The 21,456-nt window shown below is 68.1% G+C and carries 13 protein-coding genes; 8 read left to right on the top strand and 5 right to left on the bottom strand.

The window, feature by feature from the left end; all coding sequences use genetic code 11:
• Positions 1 to 323: 323 nt before the first annotated feature.
• Together ABTX60_RS27705 and ABTX60_RS27700 are read right to left on the bottom strand one after the other, a co-directional pair.
• On the bottom strand, positions 324 to 2,039 hold the full coding sequence (locus tag ABTX60_RS27705; RefSeq protein WP_352099729.1) for a substrate-binding domain-containing protein: 1,716 nt from the start codon (positions 2,037 to 2,039) through the stop codon (positions 324 to 326).
• A 90-nt stretch (positions 2,040 to 2,129) separates the two neighbouring features.
• On the bottom strand, positions 2,130 to 4,130 hold the full coding sequence (locus ABTX60_RS27700) for an RICIN domain-containing protein (RefSeq protein WP_352099728.1): 2,001 nt from the start codon (positions 4,128 to 4,130) through the stop codon (positions 2,130 to 2,132).
• A gap of 469 nt (positions 4,131 to 4,599) precedes the next feature.
• Between ABTX60_RS27700 and ABTX60_RS27695 the strand changes: the two genes are divergently transcribed.
• From ABTX60_RS27695 to ABTX60_RS27660, 8 genes are all read left to right on the top strand, one after another.
• Positions 4,600 to 6,399 carry an RICIN domain-containing protein gene (locus ABTX60_RS27695; RefSeq protein WP_352099727.1) on the top strand — a complete coding sequence of 600 codons (1,800 nt, stop codon included), beginning with the start codon at positions 4,600 to 4,602 and terminating at the stop codon, positions 6,397 to 6,399.
• A gap of 12 nt (positions 6,400 to 6,411) precedes the next feature.
• Positions 6,412 to 7,701 carry a LacI family DNA-binding transcriptional regulator gene (locus tag ABTX60_RS27690; protein WP_352099726.1) on the top strand — a complete coding sequence of 430 codons (1,290 nt, stop codon included), beginning with the start codon at positions 6,412 to 6,414 and terminating at the stop codon, positions 7,699 to 7,701.
• Between the two features lie 545 nt (positions 7,702 to 8,246).
• Positions 8,247 to 9,560: an ABC transporter substrate-binding protein gene (locus tag ABTX60_RS27685; protein ID WP_352099725.1), complete on the top strand. Its 1,314-nt coding sequence runs from the start codon at positions 8,247 to 8,249 to the stop codon at positions 9,558 to 9,560.
• A 55-nt stretch (positions 9,561 to 9,615) separates the two neighbouring features.
• Positions 9,616 to 11,661, top strand: a complete 2,046-nt coding sequence (locus ABTX60_RS27680; protein ID WP_352099724.1) for a beta-galactosidase — start codon at positions 9,616 to 9,618, stop codon at positions 11,659 to 11,661.
• Positions 11,662 to 11,707: 46 nt separating this feature from the next.
• Positions 11,708 to 12,619 (top strand): carbohydrate ABC transporter permease, encoded by a 912-nt coding sequence (locus ABTX60_RS27675; protein WP_352099723.1) that lies wholly within the window; start codon positions 11,708 to 11,710, stop codon positions 12,617 to 12,619.
• A 1-nt stretch (position 12,620) separates the two neighbouring features.
• A complete protein-coding gene (locus tag ABTX60_RS27670; RefSeq protein WP_352099722.1) occupies positions 12,621 to 13,520 on the top strand; it encodes a carbohydrate ABC transporter permease in 900 nt (299 codons plus the stop codon).
• Between the two features lie 40 nt (positions 13,521 to 13,560).
• Positions 13,561 to 14,241 carry a ricin-type beta-trefoil lectin domain protein gene (locus ABTX60_RS27665; RefSeq protein ID WP_352099721.1) on the top strand — a complete coding sequence of 227 codons (681 nt, stop codon included), beginning with the start codon at positions 13,561 to 13,563 and terminating at the stop codon, positions 14,239 to 14,241.
• A gap of 200 nt (positions 14,242 to 14,441) precedes the next feature.
• The gene (locus tag ABTX60_RS27660) at positions 14,442 to 16,877 is read left to right on the top strand and encodes an RICIN domain-containing protein (RefSeq protein WP_352099720.1); all 2,436 of its coding nucleotides are present in this window, start codon (positions 14,442 to 14,444) and stop codon (positions 16,875 to 16,877) included.
• A gap of 330 nt (positions 16,878 to 17,207) precedes the next feature.
• On the opposite strand, the gene ABTX60_RS27655 is transcribed toward ABTX60_RS27660, so the two are convergent.
• The 3 genes from ABTX60_RS27655 to ABTX60_RS27645 all read right to left on the bottom strand — a co-directional run bounded on the left by ABTX60_RS27655 (position 17,208) and on the right by ABTX60_RS27645 (position 21,374).
• Positions 17,208 to 17,885, bottom strand: a complete 678-nt coding sequence (locus tag ABTX60_RS27655) for a response regulator transcription factor (RefSeq protein ID WP_352099719.1) — start codon at positions 17,883 to 17,885, stop codon at positions 17,208 to 17,210.
• Positions 17,886 to 17,908: 23 nt separating this feature from the next.
• Positions 17,909 to 19,090: a sensor histidine kinase gene (locus ABTX60_RS27650; protein WP_352099718.1), complete on the bottom strand. Its 1,182-nt coding sequence runs from the start codon at positions 19,088 to 19,090 to the stop codon at positions 17,909 to 17,911.
• 88 nt (positions 19,091 to 19,178) lie between these two features.
• The gene (locus ABTX60_RS27645) at positions 19,179 to 21,374 is read right to left on the bottom strand and encodes an MMPL family transporter (RefSeq protein WP_352099717.1); all 2,196 of its coding nucleotides are present in this window, start codon (positions 21,372 to 21,374) and stop codon (positions 19,179 to 19,181) included.
• Between the last annotated feature and the right edge of the window lie 82 nt (positions 21,375 to 21,456).

Below are 21,456 nucleotides of genomic sequence, written 5' to 3'. Positions count from 1 at the left end.
GGCGGCGTTTCCGGCGCCGATGATCGCCACCCTCACGGGGTGGCTGTAGTCAGTAATGGGGCCCTTACGTGGAAGCGCGGGCGGTGCCTGGGCGCGGCACTGGGGGCGCCGACTGCTGACGAAAAAGTTGCTTCGACCTGCTCAGCTCAGGGCGTGCGCGCATGGCCGTGCGGTCGAGGAGAATGGTCCTGCCGGACGAACTCGGCTCGCGCCGATGTGAACCGGGCGGCGGCATGAACGTAGTGAACGGTCACCTCAGTGGTCAAGAGTTGCGCAGTGATCGTTCACGTTGTGGCCGATGTCCTGACGGGGCACCGGAGGAGTCAGTGCAGGGCCGGGCCGCTCGACCCACGCGGCACCAGGTGGAACAGATCCGTGACCTCGGACTCCGGCTCGGGCTCGCCGCGCAGCAGAGCGAGCAGCGACAGCATCGACTGGCGGCCGACTTCTTCCTTGTTGATGTGCACCGTCGAGATGCTCGGCGAGAAGTACCGGGTGAACTCCTCGTCGTCCCAGCCGAAGACGCTCATCTCCTCGGGCACCCGCGTACCGCGGTCCTGGAAACCACGCAGCACGCCCAGGGCGACGTAGTCATTGGCGGCCAGTACGGCCGTCACGCCGGAATCGGCGGGCAGGTCCCGCGCAGCTTCGTAGCCGGAGCGCACGGACCAGTCCCCGTCGACTACGCCGTAGGACTCCAGGCCCAGTCGCTCGACCGCCTCGAGATAGACCGCGCGCCGGTTGCGTGCGGAGGCCCAGTCCTGTGAGCCGGCGACGTGGAGGAACCGGCGGTGTCCCTGGTCTGCGAGGTGACGCAGGATCTCCTCGGCGGGCCGTCCGTCGGCCAGCCGTCCCCGGGACTGGAGGTTGTCGTCGTACTCGCCCAGAATCACCACGGGCCGCCGCCCGGCGCCCTGGTCCCCGGCGAGGTCCCCCAGCGGCACCAGCGACAGCACCCCGTCCGCCTGCCGGGTCTCCAGCAGGGACAGCACGCTGCGGGCGCGTCGGGACTCCCCGCCCTCCAGCCCGACGACGTCGGTCATGTACCCGGCCTCGTGCGCCGCGGCCGAGGCGCCCCTCAGCAGAGGGATCGGAACGAAGCCGCTCAACTCGGGCAGCACGATGGTGATCCGGTGGGACCGCTGCGTGCGCATCGACCGCGCCATGAGGTTGGGCCGGTAGTCCAGCTCGGCGACGGCCCGCTCGATCTTCGCTCGCGTCGCCGGCTTCATGCCGCTGTCGCTCTTCAGGAACCGGGACACGGTCTGGTGCGACACACCGGCCCGTTTGGCGACCTCCCAGATGGTCGGCCGCTTCCTCTCCGGGTCGGCGGCCGCCCCCGGCCCGGCGGCCTTCGCGGCGGGCCGAGCGGCCTTCGCCGCCCGCAGAGGACGATCCGCCTGCTCGCACAGGAACTCCAGCAGCTCCGCGCCGGACGCCCCTGCGGTCAGCCCGTAGGCGTCGGCGAAGCCCGCGACCCGTGGCGCGAGGTCGTCGACGCGCAGCAGGTCACGGGCGGCCGCTTCGGCGACGAACGCGCCCAGACGGCGCGCGTCGGCACGGGCTTCCAGCAAGTCGACGACGGTACGGGGCACGGTGGTGACGGGCAGACCGTCGACGACGGTGATGTCCTCGGAGGCCGTGGCCGCGCGGTGCAACACGACGGTCTCGTCACGAGTGGTACGGCGGGACGAGACCGTCAGCTCCACGAGGTCGGTGGGCCGGCCGCCCAGGCCGTGCACCGCACACGCGGAGGTATGGGAGACGACGCCCGCCCCGGGGTCGTCGGTACGACGGTCCCGCGCCGGGGTCCCGGGATCCAGCCGCAGCCACGCGACCTTGATCCGTAGGTGCTCCGGCGGGGGAAAGGCGACCAGGCGGTACACCCCGTGGCCCACACTCTCCAGCGCTCCGGACCGTTCCAGCCGCAGGAGCTGGACTCCCTGCGCGCCGTCCAGCTTCGCCTGGGCGGTGGTCACCAGACCCCACTGGCCGGCGGCCCTGGCGTCCAGAGCCCGCAACACGTCGGCGTGAGTCATGCAGCAATCATTACACGGGCACCCTGCGCCGCCCCGCTCCCTCTCGTGTACCGCTTTGCGGGCTCGCGGGAGAGGGGACGGCGAGGGCGGCTACCTGGGCTGGAACTCCCAGACCGTGCTCGCGTCCTGCGTTCCCGTGTTCCACTTCGCCTCGCCCGCGGAGTTCCCGTACAGGTAGGCCCTTCCCGTATGGGTGTTCTTGATGCGGAGCCCTCCTGCCGGGACACCTTCCAGGTTCCAGAGCGAGGCGTCCGAAACGGTGCCGGTGTTCCATATGACGTTGTTGCCGGTGGCGTCGGCTTCCAGATAGAAGCGCCCTGTTCGCGCGTTCCTGATGGTCCAGGCTCCGGACGCGTCCTTGGCGATGATCCAGTCCTGGTCGTCGTAGGTGGTCGCGGTCGAGAGGATGACCGCACCGTTCGCATCGGTGTCGAGGTACTTGCCCGAGGACGTGTTCCTCAGCTTGTACCGCGCACCGCTGACGAGGTAGGCGACCCGCACGCATTCGCCGTCCGCCAGGGCGATGGCGGTGTCTCCGGACACCGTGGTGTACGCCTTGGTGCCGGACTTCACCCAGTTGTCGTTCACATCGTATTGGCCGGTTTCCATGGACCGCACGACGCCGACGGTTCCCGGCAGCGTGAACGTGGCCTGGGTCGTGGTGGTGAAAGCGAACTCGGCCGCACCGCGCCTGACACCGAATGCCTGCGCACCGCTCGATGTCGTCAGCGTGATGTTGACGCCGCCCACGGGCTTGGTGGTGGTGATGGCGGCGGTCGCGCTCCGGTTGAAGGTCTGCAGGTCGGTTCCGCCGCGTTCCACCGGAAGCTTGCCCGCGAGGTCCCGATGGATCTTGTTCAGTACGTGGTTGAGACGTGCGACCTTGTCCGAGACGGCCTTGCGGGTGACGACCTTGGTGGTGGGGTTGAAGTCGTACAGGCCGTAATTGCTGCTGCCCGTGCTGGAGTCCGGGTCCAGGGAGGCGTAGAGATTGAAGGCGGTGTTGCCGGCGATGCCGTTGAACTTCTCGACGTCCGCTGCCGGGGTTCCTCCGAAGTTCTCCATGATCATGGGGAAGTTCTTCCCCTGGGCCCAGACGGCGTCCCTCCCGTAGTTGTAGAGAGTGTCGAGGCCCGTGGTGTACGGGTCCTTCCCGAAGAAGTCGATGGTCGACGTCCCCTGGGCCCTGAGGGCCTCGTTCTCGGCGACCGGCACCGTGTCCCCGCTGCCGGCGATATTGGTCCGGGTGTACACGGAGTAGTCCGACTGCTTGATCACCTGTCCGAGCTGGGTCAGGTAGTTCAGCAGCACGTCCTTGCGGAACTTCGTCGCGTCGGTGTACCCGCCGCTGTTCCAGCGGTCGGTGCTGTAGCTGCTGTAGCTCCGGTCGATGGACGAGCCGCCTTGCTGCTTCGACACGTTCGGTTCGTTGAGCACCTGGATGCCGACGACGGTGTGTGCGGTGTCGGCGGACGCGAGGTGGGCCATGAGCCGGCCGAGTACGAACCTCTCCCTGGCGAGCAGGTTCGGATCCGTCTTGTCCAGAAGGGGGTTGCCGTTCAGGGTCAGCTTGGTGCCGTCGGCCCTCACCACGCACTGGTAGTCGTTCAGTACGTAGGCCGGCATCCGGGCTGCCAGGGAGGAGCCGGTCGATTCGTGGCCGAACCACAAGAGTTCCAGCTTGAGGCCGTACTCCCCGCACCAGGCCAGGTACCGGTCGATGTCGGTCCAGTCGAAGACGTCCTTCGAGGTCTCGACCTTCGACCACCAGATGGGGATGTTCACCACGGTGAACCCGTCGTCGCGGATCATCCCGAGCACCGGCTTCAGCTGGGCGTCCGTCCAGCCGAACGTGTACCTGTGCTTCTCGTACCGGAACTGGACACCACTGTGGTAGAAGGGCTTGTCGTCCACCATCAGGACGAGCTTGTCGTACGTGGACCTCGATGTGTCGACGTACGACACCACGCCTCCGGCCGCGGCGGCCCGCGGGAGGCCGCCGACGAGGTTCAGCGCCATGCCCCCGAGGGCTGCCGCCCCGCTCGTGGCGAGGAATCTGCGGCGCGACCAGGGGCCGGTGTTCGGCTTCATTGCACTACCTCCGTGTCAGGCGGCCTTGCCGGATAGTGAACGATCACGATCGAGGATGGACGGCACCCGTCAGGAACCTTCGAGGCGGGAGCGCCGGGCGCAGCGCGATCGAGTCGACAGGCGATGGCGGGGCCCTGGCTATCAGCGGTTTGACTGAAACCAACGATGGCGCACATGAGACTGCCTGTAACGCTTGCGTGTCAATGGTGTGGACAGGAAGACTTCCGCCGCAGTCCAGAGCGGTTCAGCTCAGGTGTGCCCAGGCGTCTCTCACGTAGTGAACGATCACCTGCAGACATCTTGACCGCTCAGGTGAACGATCACTACGTTGCCCCTGCAGTTGTCGGACACCTCATCCTTCCCGGTACTTCGTGGCTTTTCGGTGTGCCCGTCGGGCCGAACCGCGGCCGGGGTCCTCTTCCTCCTCGCCGGGCACCGGTCGGTATCACCAGAGATCAAGGGAGATCACGTGTATACGGTCATGCGCAGAACGGGCCGCCGGCCCCGAAGATGGGCCGGCGCCCTGGCCGCCGGCGTCCTGCTCCTCTCGGCCTTCCTCACAGCTCCGGCCGCCTCCGCCGCCGAAACCCCGGGCGCCACGCTGATCAACGAGACGTTCGACGCCCAGACGGACCCCGCGAACTTCGGGTTCCCGGTCGGGGCCGCCATCGGCAACGGCGCGCTGAACATCACACAGAACATGGGGAACTACACGACATCAGTGCGGCCGTTCGCGTCGTCAATCACGCAGGAAAAGACGCTCGACCTGCGGTTCGACTGGAAGACGGCCAACACCAGCACCGGGATGAAGACCGGTCTGGAACTTCGTGACAACACCGGACACCTCGTCTTCGGGCTGGCCGCGACCGCGGCTGAACTCCGCTACGCCGCGACCGGACCCGACTCGGACTCAGCCTCCGCCCCGGACTCACTCAATCCCACCTGGACCAAGATCGGCTTCGACCGGACCAAGTGGTACACGGTCGATCTGCACATGGACTTCACCCTCCAGAAGCTCCAGTACACGATCACCAGCAAGGAGGCCGCGCCGATCGTGCTGGCCTCCGCCACGAAGACCATCACGGGGACCAACCTGGCGAAGTTCGTCGCCTGCAACTATTACGGAACCGGCGTGCAGTCGCTCGACAACTTCCGGCTGACCCGCCCCGCGAACCCCGCGTACGGAAGCCTCGCCGGCTCGTCCGTCTACGCCTTCGGCGACAGCATCGTCTGGGGGCACAAGTACTCCCGCAGCTTCATGAACTTCCTGGCCGAACGTGAAGGCATGACGCTGACGAAGTACGCGGTGAACGGTGCGACCGTGGGGCCGACCAGCAACCAGATTCTCACCCAGGTGCAGAACGCCGGCTCACAGGCCCCTGACTTCGTCGTCTTCGACGGCGCCACGAACGACGCCGGTGAGATCCACGACAACCACACCTACACGGTCGGCACCGTCAGTGCCTCCCAGGACCCCGCCACGTTCGACACCGGCACGTACGCCGGAACGCTCGAGACCACCATCCGCACGATGTGGCAGAAGTGGCCTTCCGCCCAGCTCGTGTACGTGGCCGCCCACAAAATGGGCTCCCGGGACTGGGACACCCAACTCGCCCTGCGCGATGTGTACCTGCAAGCCGCCCAGAAGTGGGGCGTCGCGGTTGCCGACGTCTTCGCGGACGCGACCCTCGACACGCGTGACGACGCTCAGCGGGTGGCGTACACGTTCGACAACCTCGTCAACACCTTCCCCGGCAGCGGCGGCACCGGGACGCACCCGAACATCGCCGGCATCACCGACTTCTACGTGCCCGTCCTCACGTCGACGATGTCCCGGCTCGCCGACACGACAACGCTCAAGGCGCGGCACTCGGGAAAGTGCGCCGAGCCGGTCGGTTCCTCGACCACGGCCGGCACCGCGATCGAGCAGGCCGGCTGCTCGGGCGGCGCCGACCAGCGGTGGCAGCTGCACGAAGTCGGCGGAGGCTACTACCAGATCCTCTCCCGGCCCTCGGGACTGTGCCTGGACGTGACCGGCTCCTCCACGGCGGACAAGGCCGCGGTGGTGCAGCAGACCTGCGACGGCCGCACCAGCCAGCAGTGGCGGCTGAGCGACACCGGCACCGGCTACGTCGAGATCATCGCCCGCCACTCCGGCAAGTGCCTCGACGTGGACCGGGCCTTCACGACCGACGGGGCCAGGCTGCTGCAGTACACCTGCTGGAACGACGAGCAGCACACAAACCAGCACTGGACTGTGCAGGTCTGACATGAAGAACGCGTGCCGCCCGGTGATGGCGGACTCGGCGGCCGGCCGCACGGCCCGGACGGAGACCATGCGGCCGACCGGGCCGGACGATCCGCACGGCAGCCGGGATCGACCGGCCGGTGCGGTCGGCTCCGGAGAGACGGCAACAGTCAAGGACCCGGCCTGTCCTGGCGTACTGGGCATTACAGTACCGATGGGTGTGCGGGGCGCGGAGATGCGGCGGGGGGCAGCACGGTGGGCGCGGACACGGGACCGGAGAGATCGGAGCGGCAGGTGAAACGGCCGAAGCCGCACACGAGGAAACGTCCCACCATCCTCGACGTCGCGGCGCACGCGGGGGTGTCGCACCAGACCGTCTCGCGCTTTCTGCGGGGCAACGGAGGCATGAAGCCGCAGACGGTGGCCCGCATCGAGCAGGCCGTGGCCGACCTCGACTACCGGCCCAACCTGGTGGCGCGGTCGATGCGCACCCGCAAGTCCAACCGCGTCACCGTGGTCCTGCCGGCCATGACGACGTTCGTGCCCTCGCAGATCCTGCGGGGCGCGTCCGCGGAGGCACAGGCGGCCGGGTACCTGCTGGACATCGTCGGCCTGGAAGGCGACGAACGGGTCAGGGGTGACCGTGTCCGTGCTCTCCTCGACTCCGGTCAGGCGGACGGAGTGCTGACCTTCACCCCCATCGGCGACTTGGAGAAGCTGGGGCTGGACCACACTCCGACCGTCGTCATAGGGGAGTACGACGACCAGATGCGGTCCCACGGAATCACGGCTGACGGCGAACCGGCCGCCATGATCATCGATCACCTCGTCTCCCTGGGCCATCGGCGTTTCATCCATGTCGCCGGCAGCACGGACTGGATGTCGGCACGAAAACGACGCGAGGTCTACCTGAGGACGGTCGCCGAGCGTGGCCTGGAGAACTACGCCGTCATCGACGGTGACTGGTCCGTGCGGTCCGGATACGACGCGGCCCAGGGCCTGTCGGCGGACTCCGGTGTCACCGCGGTTCTCGCCGCCAACGACGACGTCGCCATGGGCGTCATCCGCGGCTTCCAGGACCGCGGGTGGCGGGTCCCGGAGGACGTGAGTGTCTTCGGCTGGGACAACCAGGAGTTCACCGCGTACTTCAACCCGTCCATCTCCACCGTGGATCTCGACCGCGAGGCCATGGGCCGGCGGGCCATGCAGGCCCTGCTCGCCCGCATCCGGGAGGAGACGGAGCCGGACCTGCATCTGGACCTCGACTGCCGCCTCGTGCTGCGTGAGTCGTCCGGACCGGCGAGGACGAACCACACCCTGTAGTGCGTCGGCCCCACCAACCGGTCGTCGCGCAGAGGGCGTTCGCGCGGAAAGAGCGCCCGAGCGCACCGTCCGCACTGGGCGGAACGCTGACCCGGCATGTTCGCGCGCGGTCCGTGCCGCTTCCGTACCGGCCCGGCATCGGTGAAGTCGCACCAAGCGCCCAAGTGTTACGTACAGAAGCCTTGACCGAGATGTGGCCGGTCACTACGCTCACCGCGTGAACGTTCACTATTGCTGACGCATACAGCCCCGACTCGGTGCGATGCTCGCGGTCAACCCTGCGGATCAGCTCGGCGCACCGGCTCAAGGCTCCAGCATTCGTTCACATCAACCCCTGTCAGAGCCGCTGCAGCCCACTCGGGATCCCGACGAGCCGGGACGGCTGCCGACACCCGGGCCGCAGGTAACTTTCGCGGCCTGCAAAGCAGTCGAGTTGTGCGTTCGCCGCCACTCGGCGCGACGGCCGGCGCCGTACGCCGGCTTCTTGAGACGACGTTCCCCCGACTGGGCGCACCGCCCGGTGATGGCAGCAGAGGAGTCCCACCATGAACCACTCGTCCCGTCTCAGCAGACGCTTCCGCCTCCGGGCGGTCGGGCTGACCTGTTCGGTCTTCGCCCTCGTCCTGACCGCGGGCTGCGCCGGAGACTCCTCCGGGAGCAACGGCGGCAAGACCGTCATCCGGTTCAACTGGTGGGGATCGGACTCCCGGCACCAGATGACCAAGCAGATGATCGCGGTGTTCGAGAAGGAGCACCCGGACATCATGGTCCAGGTCGAGTACTCCAACTGGGACGACTACTGGAAGAAGCTGTCGACCGGTGCCGCCGCCGGTGACATGCCCGACGTCCTGCAGATCACCGACCCGTTCATGTACTCCTACATCGACAACGGTCAGCTGATGGACCTGAAGAAGGTCAAGGGCGTGCTGCACACGGACAAGCTGCCCGCGAACTCGATGTCGATGACGACGGTGAAGGGCGGCCTCTATGGCGTCCCGGCCGGCGAGAGCGCGTTCGGCATCGCCGCGGACCCGGCGGCGTTCAAGAAGGCCGGGGTGCCCATGCCCGACGACGACAAGTGGTCGTGGGACGACTACGTGAAGGTCTCCAAGGCCGTCTCCAGGACCAAGGGCCTGGTCGGCACGGTGATGCCGCTCTACCCCAATGACCTGGGGCCGTGGCTGCGGCAGCACGGCGAGGACTACTGGACCAAGGACGGCAGTCGGATCGGTTTCACCGAAGGGACCATGGCCGCCTACTGGGACTGGGTCGTCAAGCTGCGTGACAGCGGCGGCACGACCAGCGCGGACGCGGCGGTCGAGGCGCTGTCGTCAGGTGCCGGTGTCGAGCAGAGTCTGGTCGCGCAGCACAAGGCGGCCATGACCGACATATCCGTGACCCAGCTCGGTGCGCTCGAGGGAGCCAGCGGACGCGAGGCCAAGCTGCTGCTCTTCCCCGGGGAGAACGGCGCTTCTCAGGTCGGCGCCTACGCCAAGCCGGGCATCTTCTACGGCGCCTCCGCGCGGACCGAGCACCCCAAGGAGGCCGCGGAACTGATCGACTTCCTGGTCAACTCTCCCGAGGCGGCAAAGATCCAGAAGTTCGACCGCGGCGTTCCCGACAACCCCGACGTGCTCAAGGCGATCACGCCCGAGTTGTCCCCCACGGAGAAGCGGATCGCGGACTACCTGGGCCGGGTCAACGCCCTGAAGCCGTCCGCGTTGAACCTCCCCAACGCGAAGGCCGGACCCGCTGTCCCCGAGATCTTCCAGCGCCTCAACGAGGACGTGCTGTTCAACCGTGTGTCGCCGAAGGAAGCAGCGAAGAAGTTCATCTCCGAGATCAAGTCGCAGCTCTGAGCAGCCACACGTAGTAGCACTCCCGAAGGGAATCCCCGCCGTGTCCGATCCGCGCATGAGCACCTTTCACCGTCGACTGCCGGGAGTCGTGTACGGCGGGGACTACAACCCGGAGCAGTGGCCGAGGGAGGTGTGGCAGGAGGACGTCCGGCTCATGCGAGCCGCAGGCGTGCGGCTCGTGAGCCTGGGCGTCTTCTCCTGGGCCATGCTGGAGCCGGCCGACGGCCGGTTCGACTTCTCCTGGCTCGACGAGATCATGGACCTGCTGTGGGAGAACGGCATCCATGTCAACCTTGCGACCCCGAACGCCGCGCCGCCGCCGTGGCTCGCCACGGACTTCCCCGAGATCCTGTCGGCCGACCGGCAGGGGGTGCGGCACGGCATCGGCAGCAGAGGACACTTCTGCCCGTCCTCCCCGGTCTACCGGGAGCGCAGCCGGCGCATCGCCACCGAGCTGGCCGAGCGGTACGGGAGGCATCCCGCTCTGGCCATGTGGCACATCGGCAACGAGTACCACTCCGACTGCTTCTGCGACCTGTGCGACGAACGCTTCCGCACCTGGCTGCGGCAGCGGTACGACACACTGGACGAGCTCAACCACCATTGGGGCACGGCATTCTGGAGCCAGCGCTACAGCGACTGGTCCCAAGTGCATCTTCCGCAGCCCGTGCGCGGCTGGGTCAACCCCTCCCGTGAGCTGGACTTCTCCCGCTTCACCTCCGACCTCCTGCTGGAACTCGTCACGCAGGAGCGGGACCTGCTTCACGCGATCACCCCCGATGTGCCGGCGACCACCAACTTCTTCGGGTGCCGGCTCACCGACAGCCACCGGTGGGCGAGGGAACTCGACGTCATCGCCTTCGACTGCTACCCCGACCCGGGCAAGCCCGACTCGATGGCCGTTGCCGCCTTCCAGTACGACCTGATGCGCTCACTCGGTGGCGGCCGGCCCTGGATGCTGATGGAACAGGCCGCCGGCGCGGTGAGCCAGTGGAAGACCAACCAGGTCAAACAGCCCGGCCGGATGCGCCTTGGCTCCTACCAGGCCGTCGCGCACGGCTCCGACGCGGTGATGTTCTTCCAGTGGCGGGCTTCGCGCCAGGGCCAGGAGAAGTTCCACTCCGCGATGCTCCCGCACGGCGGTGAGACGACCCGGACCTGGCAGGAGGTCAAAGCGCTCGGCAACGAACTGCGGGCCGTCGACGAGGTCGCAACGGCACGCACCAGCGCGCAGGTGGCGATCGTGTGGGACTGGCAGAACTGGTGGGCCGTGGAGGGCTGTGCCCACCCCGACAACGCCTTCGACTACCGGGACACCGTGGCCCGGCACCACCGGGCCCTGTGGCACAGCCAGGTCGCCGTCGACGTCGTCACCCTCGATGACGACCTGTCGCCCTACCGCGTCCTGGTCATCCCCAACCAGTACCTGATGAGTCGCCACCACAGCGCCCGTGTAATGGAGTTCGTGGCGGACGGCGGCCATCTCGTCGTCTCGTACTTCTCCGGAATCGTCGACGAGGACGACCGGATCGTCGAAGGCGGATACCCCGGGGCCCTGCGCGAGATCATCGGAGCGCATGTCCAGGAGTTCTCCCCACTGCCCGCCGAGGCCACGGTGCCGGTCCAGGCGGCGGCCGAGAACACAACGCTGAACGGATTCTTCGCGACGGCCTCCGTGTGGCAGGACGACCTCGAAACGGAGACCGCCCGACCGCTCGCCGTCTACCGCAAGGGGCATCTCACCGGCAAGGCCGCGGTGATCGAGCACGAACTCGGCCGAGGCCGGGCCGTGTACGTCGGCACACGTCTGGACGACGACGCCCTCGAGGCGCTGGTACGGCACGTCCTGGACCGTGCCGACGTGCGACCCGTGCACGCCGCGCCGCGGGGCGTCGAGGTCACCGAGCGGCGGACGGGGACGCACGCGTACCTGTTCCTGCTGAACCACCGGCAGGACAAGGCGACCGTCACACTCGACCGCGCCGGCACCGACCTGATCAGCGGACGCCGCCTGGAGGCCGGGGAGACGCTCGTCCTCGACGCGGCGGATCTCGCCGTCGTGCGCAGTCCGTCGGCCACGTCGCAGCACGACGAGCCGTAGTCGAGCGACTCCTGAAGCCCGCACCCGAGCCAAGAACCCGAGGACGATGACTGTGCTCCGCAGATCCCTCAGCCAGGCGGCCAGAAAAGAAGAACGAACCGCATGGGTCTTCCTGCTGCCGTGGTTCGTCGGCATGGCCGGCGTCACGCTCGGCCCGATGATCGCCTCGCTGTACTTCTCGATGACGGACTACAACCTGCTGAGCTCTCCCCAATGGGTGGGCTTCGAGAACTACAGCAAGATGCTCGACGATCCCCGGCTGCGCCAGTCCCTGACCGTGACCTTCGTCTACGTCGCCCTCAGCGTGCCGTTGCTGCTGGCCGTCGCCCTCGCCCTGGCGATGGTCCTCAACCGCGGAATCAAGGGGCTGGCGTTCTACCGGTCCGTCTACTACCTGCCCTCGCTCCTCGGTGCCTCGGTCGCGGTGGGCATCCTGTGGCGCCAGGTCTTCGGCACCGACGGCCTGGTGAACAAGTTCCTCGGACTGTTCGGCGTCCACGGCCCCGGCTGGATCTCCAACCCGGACACCGCGCTGTACAGCCTCGTCGTCCTGCACGTGTGGACCTTCGGCTCCTCCATGGTGATATTCCTGGCCGGCCTGCGGCAGATCCCCGAGCAGTACTACGAAGCGGCCGCTCTCGACGGCGCCGGCCGCTGGCACCGGTTCCGCCACGTCACCGTGCCGCTGCTCACCCCGATCATCTTCTTCAACCTGGTGCTGCAGGTCATCAGCTCCTTCCAGTCCTTCACCCAGGCCTTCGTCGTCAGCGGCGGGACGGGTGGCCCCTCGGACTCGACCCTTTTCTACTCGCTGTACCTCTACGACGAGGGCTTCGGCCGGCTCCACATGGGCTACGCCTCGGCCATGGCATGGCTGCTCGTGGTGATCGTCGGCGCTCTGACCGCGATCAACTTCTACTTCAGCAAGAGATGGGTGTTCTACGGTGACGGTAAGTGAGATGACACTCATGAAGGCCGAAGACATCCCTTCGCCTGCTCCCGCTCCTCCTGCCGCACACCGCCGCAGGCGGGTGGCTCGCGCACGCGCGCTCCTCAAGCACGCCGTGCTGATCGCCTTCGGGCTCGTGATGGTCTACCCGCTGCTGTGGATGATCGCCAGCTCCGTCAAACCCGACGCCCTGATTTTCCGCGATCCCTCCCTGCTGCCCACCGACACCGACTTCGGCCACTACTCCGACGGCTGGACCGCGCTGTCCCACCCGTTCGGGCTGTACCTGGTGAACTCGGCGATCGTCGTCCTGGGTGCACTGCTCGGCAACCTGGTCAGCTGCTCCATGGCGGCCTACGCCTTCGCGCGGCTGAAGTTCCGCGGGAGGGGGCTCTTCTTCGGCATGATGCTGCTGACCTTGATGGTGCCGATCTACGTACTCGTCATTCCGCAATACGTGATGTTCTCGAAGATCGAGTGGGTCAACACGTTCCTCCCGCTGATCGTGCCCAAGTTCCTGGCCACGGATGCCTTCTTCATCTTCCTGATGGTCCAATTCTTCCGGGGACTCCCCACCGAGCTCGACGAGGCGGCCAAGATCGACGGAGCGGGGTACTGGCGCATCTACTTCCGCATCCTGCTGCCGATCTCGCTGCCCGCCCTGGCCACCACCGCCATCTTCACCTTCATCTGGACGTGGAACGACTTCCTGAGCCAGCTGATCTACCTGACCAAGCCCGAACTGCAGACGGCGCCCGTGGCCCTGCGCAATTACGTGGACGCCACCAGCGGAGCGTCATGGGGATCGCTGTTCGCGATGTCCGTCGTCACGCTGATCCCGGTCTTCATCGTCTTCCTGGTCGGCCAGCGCTACCTCGTCAAGGGAATCGCCACCACGGGAATGAAGTAGCTCGCAAGCCCCAACCGTTTCCCTCCCTCTGGGGAGCCGCATGCCCCGCAGCGCCGCACGACGACGGACCAGGCGCGTCACCGCCCACCGCACCGAACTGGTGGATGTCACCTACGCCAACGGCGCCGCCACCGCACGCAAAGCCACCGTCCAGGTCAACGGCCAGTACCCCTACGTCGTTTCCTTCCCGCCGACCGGTTCGGCCACCACCTACCGGACCGTGTCCGTACTCGCACACCTGGCCAAGGGAGGCAACACGGTGAAGTTCGCCGCGGTCTCCGGCGGCACCGCACCCGACATCGACGCCCTGCGCGTCCAGGGCATCCCCGGCACCGACGGCACCGCCCTCGTCGGCCCCGCCTCGGGCCGCTGCGTCGCCATCGAGAAGAGCACCTACCTCAACGCCACCCAGGCACAGTTGTGGGACTGCTCCGGGGGCCGCAACCAGACCTTCCGGCAGACGCCGCGGGGCGAGCTGGTGGTGTACGGCAACAAGTGCCTCGATGCCGACAACGCAGGCACCGCCAACGGCACCAGGGTCATCATCTGGGACTGCACTAGCGGCACCAACCAGAAGTGGACCGTCAACCCGAACGGCACCATCACCAACGACCTCTCCGGCCTGTGCCTGGACGCCTCGGGCGCGGCGACCGACTACGGCACCAAGCCGATCCTGTGGACCTGCACCGGAGGGGCCAACCAGAAGTGGACACTCACCTGAGATCCCTGGCAGCGCCCCGGCCACCACAGCACTGACCGCGGCGGGCGACGTCACGCGGGGCCCACACGCGTCCGGCACTTCGCATTCCCCTCACCCCTCCCACCTCGTACGTGCCGAAGCCGCAGCACGGAAGCAACGCCCCCTAGGAGGACCGACCCTTGCCCGACATCCTGCGTCTGCCACACCCACACATCAGACGGGTGGCGGCCGTTGCCGCCCTCTTCCTCACCCTCACCCTGCTCACCGGGCGAGCGCCGTCGCCCGCGTACGCCGCGACCAGCACCGCGATCACCGTGGACGGCACCAGCGGCGGCCGTACCTTCGACGGCGTCGGGGCGATCAGCGGCGGTGGCGGCAACACCCGCCTGCTCTACGACTACCCGGCCACCCAGCGCGGCCAGGTCCTCGACTACCTGTTCAAGCCGGGCTTCGGCGCCAACCTCCAGATCCTCAAGGTGGAGATGGGCGGTGACACCAACTCCACCGACGGCGCGGAGGCCAGCCACCAGCACACCAAGGGCACCGTCGACTGCGATGCCGGATACGAATGGTGGCTGATGGAGCAGGCGAAGGCCCGCAACCCCGGCATCAAGATCCTCGGCATGCCCTGGGGTGCGCCCGGCTGGATCGGCAACGGCAACTTCTACTCCCAGGACATGATCGACTACTACCTGTCCTGGCTGGGCTGCGCCAAGCAGCACGGTGTGACGGTCGACTACGTGGGCGGCTGGAACGAGAAGGACTACAACGCCAGCTGGTACGTAAACCTGAAGTCGGCCCTGCGGGCGAACGGCTACTCCGCGGTCAAGCTGGTCGGCGGCGACCACTTCGGAGCCAACGCCTGGGACATCGCCACCGACATGAAGAACAACAGCGCCCTGTACAACGCTGCCGACATCGCCGGCGGCCACTACATCTGCGATGGCATCTCCGCGATGACGACCTGCACGTCCACCTCCGACGCCCAGACACTCGGAAAGCCGATCTGGGCCAGTGAGAACGGCTCGCAGGATGCCGAGACCGGTGCTGCCCCGGTGGCCCGCGCCATCAACCGCGGCTACCTCGACGCCAAGACCACCGCCTACATCAACTGGCCCATTGTCGCGTCCATCTACCAGAACCTCGACTTCGAGACCGTCGGTCTGATCAATGCCAACCAGCCGTGGTCCGGCAACTACCGGGTGGGCCGCACCGCCTGGACCATCGCGCAGACGACCCAGTTCACCTCGCCCGGCTGGAAGTACCTCGACACCGCGGGCGGCTACCTCGGGGGAAACCGGGCCAACGGCAGTTACGTGAGCTACGCCGCGCCCGACAAAAGCGCCTGGAGCACCGTCCTGGAGACGACGCAGGCCACCGAGGCGCAGACGGTCGACCTCAAGGTGGCGGGCGGACTTCCCGGCGGCACCCTGCGGGTGTGGTCCACCGACCTGTCGCAGCCCGGCAAGGACACGCCGAGCATGGTGCGCGGTTCCGACCTGACGGCGAGCAGCGGGACGTACACGCTCACCATGCAGCCCGGCCGTGTCTACACGGTGACCACCACCAGCGGGCAGGCCCCCGGCACCGTCACCTCCCCCCAGCGCAGCCAGCTCGCGCTGCCGTACTCCGACACCTTCGCCGGCTACGGCGCCGGACACGAAGCCAGGTACTTCGCCACCATGAACGGCGCCTTCGAGTCGGCCTCCTGCGCCGGCGGCCGCAGCGGCCAGTGCCTGCGCCAGATGGCACCGGTCCAGCCGCTCAGGTGGACCCATGAGAACAGCACCCAGCCCTACACGATCATGGGCGAGCTGGGCTGGAGCAACTACACGGTCAGTTCGGACGTGCTGCTGGAGAAGAGCGGCAGTGCTGCCGAGATCCTCGGCCGGGTCGGCACCCAGGGCCGTAACAACGGCGGTCTGAACGCCTACCACCTGCGCCTGTCCGACACCGGTGCCTGGTCGCTGCTGAGGTCGAACACGTCGAACAACGACTGGGTCTGGACCACCCTGGCCAACGGCACCGTGTCCGCCCCAGGAACGAACACCTGGCACAAGCTGTCCCTCGGCTTCCAGGGATCCACCGTGACCGCGAAAATCGACGGCAACACGGTCGGCACGGTCACCGACAACAGCTTCAGCGGCGGCCTGGCCGGCCTCGGCACCGCCGGGTACTACCCCGTCCAGTACTCCAACCTGTCCATCACCCCCGGAACGGTCCCCGACCTCTCCGGCACCTACAAGATCGTCAGTGTCAGGAGCGGCAAGGCTCTGGACGCCTCCGGAGGCGGTACCGCCAACGGCACGCCCATCATCCAGTGGACCGACACCGGAAGCACCAACCAGCAGTGGAAGCTGGCCCGCAACAGCGCGGGCTACTACAGCATCACGGGTGTCGCCAGCAACAGGGCGCTGGACATCCCCTTCGCCACCACCACGCCCGACACTCAGCTCCAGCTGTGGACACCCACCGGCCAGCCGAACCAGCAGTGGCAGATCGCTCCGTCCGACAACGGCAGCTTCACCATCGAGTCACGCTTGAACGCCTACGACGTCGCCATCTCGGCGAACTCCACCGCCGACGGCGCAGCCATCATCCAGTGGCCCACCACCGGCGGCACCAACCAGCAGTGGAAGCTGGTGAAGATCGCCTGACCCTGACGCGGTGAGCCCAGGGCGGGGCACGACCGGATCCCCAGGTCTGTCCCGCCCTGTTCCATGGGGACGAACGGTGACCCGTGAGGTGCCTGCCCTCTGGGGTGACGCTGACGCAGCCGGGGAGGGCGGCGGGGTGAAAGTGGCCCCGGCAAGTCCCCTGGGGCCTGGCCCCGGCACGGCCTGGCGGCCGGGCGGCCCTGCGGTACGGGAGCTCCCCGAGTCCCTGGGAAGCCGCTCCACCTCGAGCTCCTGCGCTCTGCCCAGACCATCGATGAGGCCGGCGGCGCGTGCCGACAGCCCGACCGTCGACCGCGCCCGGCCCTCACCTCAGGCCTGTCGTACTCCCGCGCGTATCAAGCCGGACTCGTAGGCGATGACGACCAGCTGGGCGCGGTCGCGGGCGTCGAGTTTCGCCATGGCCCGATTGGCGTGCGTCTTGACGGTGACCGGGGTGACGAAGAGGCGCTCGGCGATCTCGTCGTTGGCCAGGCCGCTGCCCACCAGGGTCAGCACCTCGCGCTCCCGTGGGGTGAGCGTGGCCAGTCGTTGCGGGTCGACCAGGTCACCGGGGGAGGGGTGGGCAAGGACACGGGTGATGAGACCCTTGGTGGCTGCCGGAGAGAGCAGGGCCTCTCCGGCAGCCACCAGGCGGACGGCGTCGAGCAGTTGCGCCGGTTCGACCCCCTTGCCCAGGAAGCCGCTGGCACCGGCCCGGAGGGCCGCGATGACCAGGTCGTCCTCTTCGAAGGTGGTCAGGACGAGGACTTTGACCCCGGCCATGTCCTCGTCCTGGGCGATGAGCCGGGTCGCCTCGATGCCGTCGACCTCGGGCATCCGGATGTCCATGACCACGACATCGGCCCGCTCGGACCGGGCGAGGTGCGCCGCCTCCCGCCCGTTGGACGCCTCGGCGACGACCTCCATGTCCGGCTGCGCGTCGATGAGCAGCCGGAACGTGCCCCGGAGAAGGGCCTGGTCGTCGGCGAGCAGGACGCGAATGGACATGGGCGAGTCTTCCTCACAGGACATCAGACGGTGTGGCGGGCGAGCGAGAGCGGCAGGTCGGCGACGACTTGGAAGCCGCCTTCGGGCCGGGGCCCGGCGGTCACCGTACCGCCGATGGCGATGGCCCGTTCGCGCATGCCGATCAGACCGTGGCCGGTGCCCGCCCCCTGGGGCGCGCCGGGGCGTCCGTCGTCCGTCACGGTGACCCGTAGTGAGTGCGCGCCGTAGTCGAGGACGACGTCGGTCCGGGTGGCGGACGCGTGCTTGTGGGTGTTGGTGAGGGCCTCCTGGATGATGCGATAGGCGGTCAGCTCCGTAGCCGGAGTCAGCGGCGAGGAATCCCCGGTCCGGGCCACGTTCACGGAGAGTCCGCTCGCCTGCAACACGCCCACGAGGCGATCGAGGTCGGCCAGGCGCGGGACGGGGGACCGAGTGCCGGGGGCGTCGTCGGGCTGACGTAGCAGACCGACGGTGGCCCGCAGTTCGTCCAGTGCGGCGCGGCTGTTGTCCTTGATGTGGGCCAGTGCCTCGTAGGCCTGATCCGGGTTGGCGCGCATGAGGTGGTGGGCCACCCCCGCCTGGGCGTTGACCAGGGTGATGTGGTGGGCGACCACGTCGTGCAGGTCGCGCGCGATACGCACACGTTCCTCGGTGACCCGGCGCCGGGCCTCTTCCTCCTGCATGCGCTCCGCGCGTTCCGCCCGTTCCCTGGCCGCCGCGAGGTGCTCGCGGCGGCTGAGGACCGCGCGGCCGAGGGCGGTGGCCCCGATCGCGAAGTCGAACCGCAGCAGACTGGCTCCCCCCAGCAGGGACTCCGTGTGGGTGGCGGCGTGGACACCGGTGATCGCCACAGCGGCGGTGAAGCCGACGATCCACGCGGTGCGGCGGCTGCCGAGGGCGGCGAGGGTGTACAGGGCGACCAGGCTCGCTGCCGGTGTCGGTGCGATGTGCGAGGCGACGGTCATCAGCGTGAGGTCACCTGCCACGGTGAAGAGGGCGATGCCCAGGGGCCAGCGGCTGCGGAAAGCGAGCGGCACGCACGACAGGGCCGTCCACACCACCTCGTCCCAGCGCGGCTCGTGCCAGTCGGACGTGCCGACGGCGGTCGCCGCCGCGGCGATCACGATCAGCGGAACCGCGGGCAGCGCGTCTCTGATCCGGTCATGACGAGCCAGCCATTGTCGCCACACCATGGGCAGTTCCATTCCCTCACTGTAGGCAGCGCGGGACGGCGGAAAGTGGGTGCCCACCCTCCGCCGGCCCGTGTGCGATCTTGGTCCGACGGGGAAACGGTCAGTTGGCCAGGCCGGCCGTCTCCGGCTCCCGGATGGCCCGGGACGGTCGCGCCGGCTCGTCCGCGGGGCCCTCGACCGAGACGTTGGGCAGTGCCCTGTCCAGTCGGCGGGGCAGCCACCAGTTGGCCCGTCCGCACAGGTGCATGAGGGCGGGGACGACGACCATGCGGATCAGCAAGGCGTCCAGGGCCACGGCCACGGCGAGGCTGACGCCGAACTCGGAGATGACCCGCATGCCGCCGAAGACGAAGGAGCCGAAGACGCAGACCATGATGGTGGCCGCGACGGCGATGACCTTGCCGGTCTCGGCCTGCCCGACCCGGACGGCACGACGGCTGTCGCCGGTGTGGGCCCATTCCTCGCGCATCCGGCTGACGAGGAAGACCTGGTAGTCCATGGACAGGCCGAACATGATGCCGACGACCAGGATCGGCACGAACGACTCGATCGGCCCTGCGGCACCCAGTCCGAGCGCTCCGGCTCCGAAGCCGTACTGGAAGACGACGACGATCGCGCCGAAGGCCACGCCGATGCTGAGGATGTTCAGCAGCGCGCCGACCGCCGGGATGAGCAGACTGCGGAAGGCGACGGTCAGCAGCAGAAAGCCGAGCGCGGCGATCACCAGCACGAACATCGGCAGTTTGCCCATGAGGACCGACGCGAAGTCGTCGTTGCTCGCGGTGACACCACCCACGTAGACCTTCATCGACGTGCCGCGTTCCGCCTCGGGTATCACACCGTCACGCAGGTGGTGGATGAGGTCGGAGGTGGCCTCGGACTGTGGTGAGGTCGTCGGGACGACGGATATCACTCCGACGGTCTGACCTTCCTTCATGGGCGCGGCACCGACACCGGCGACACCGTCGACCTTTCCGAGAGTGGTGACGAGGTTCGCCGCGGCGGTCCTGCCGTCGGTGTCGGGTGCCTGGACCGCGAGGACGAGCGGGCCGTTGAAGCCCGGTCCGAATCCGTCCGCGATCATGTCGTAGGCCTGTCGGTTCGTGGAGGACGCGGGCAGGTTGCCGTCGTCGGAGGCGCCCAGGCGCAGGGAGAGCGTCGGGAACGCGAGCGCGGTCAGCACGGCCAGGGCGACCAGGCCCAGGGACTTCGGACGGGCCTGGACGCGCTCGGCCCACCGGCCCCACAGCCCGGCCCGGCCCGAGGATCGCGGCCACCCCTGACCGGCCATCTCCCGGCGTTCCTTCGTGCTGAGGACACGTGGCCCGATCATGCCGAGCAGCGCCGGCAGCAGGGTGATGGCGGCCAGCACGGTGAGGACGACGGTGATCGCCGCGCCGATCGCCATGCCGTTGATGATGCCGACGTTCAGGGTGAGCATGCCCAGCAGCGCGACGACCACGGTCAGTCCGGCGAACACCACGGCCCGGCCGGAGGTGTTGAGGGCCTTGGCGACCGACTCGGCTACGCTCATGCCCGCCATCAGATTGGCGCGGTGCCGGTTGACGACGAAGAGGGCGTAGTCGATGCCCACGCCGAGACCGATCAGCGAACCCAGGGTCAGCGTGGTGTCGGAGAGCGTGATGACGTGGCTGAGCAGGATCACCGTGACGGCGGAAGTGCCGACGCCCATGACGGCCGTGATGATGGGCAGCGCCGCCACCCATACCGCCCGGAAGACGAACAGCAGCACGATGAAGGCGAGGACGATGCCCATGGCGTCGGCGACGGCGTTGGGCTCCGGGTTGACGGTGAACGCCTGTCCGTTGAGGGCGATGTGCAGGCTGCCCGTCTCCGGTTCGGTGGCGAGTTCCTTCACGTGGTCGATCCGGGTGTCCGAGACGTCCCGGTCGAAGGCGACCGTCGCGTAGGCGGTCCTGCCGTCCTTACTGATCTGTCCGTCGCCGACAGGCGTGTAGGGGCTGGTCACCGCAGCGACGCCCGGTGTGTCGGCGATCTCCTTGAGCGTGCCGGTCATCGCCTTCTCAGCTGTGCCGTCGGTGACCTTGCCCTCGCTCACCTGCCAGACGACCCGGCCGCTTTTGCCCGCCTCGCTGCTCGCGCCCTTCTGCAGCAGAGCCGTCGCCCTGGCCGAGTCGGTGTCCTGGGAGAGCGGGCTGCTGCCGAAGTTGCCGCCGGCCGCGCCGACCGCCCCGCCCAGGGCGATCAGCAGGCCTACCCAGGCCAGGACGACGGCGAGCCGGTGCCTGTGACACCAGCGAGCGAGAGGGGACATCGATGTGCCTTTCCGGGGGACTGCCGCGGATTCGGGCCGACGATCACGACCCACTCTTACGCTCGCAGTTCTCCGGTCTCTC

It is taken from the genome of Streptomyces sp. NPDC126510 (assembly GCF_040302345.1).
GTDB lineage: Bacteria > Actinomycetota > Actinomycetes > Streptomycetales > Streptomycetaceae > Streptomyces.
Note: the sequence above shows the minus strand (reverse complement) of the source record. Positions and strands in the feature narration are given on the sequence as shown.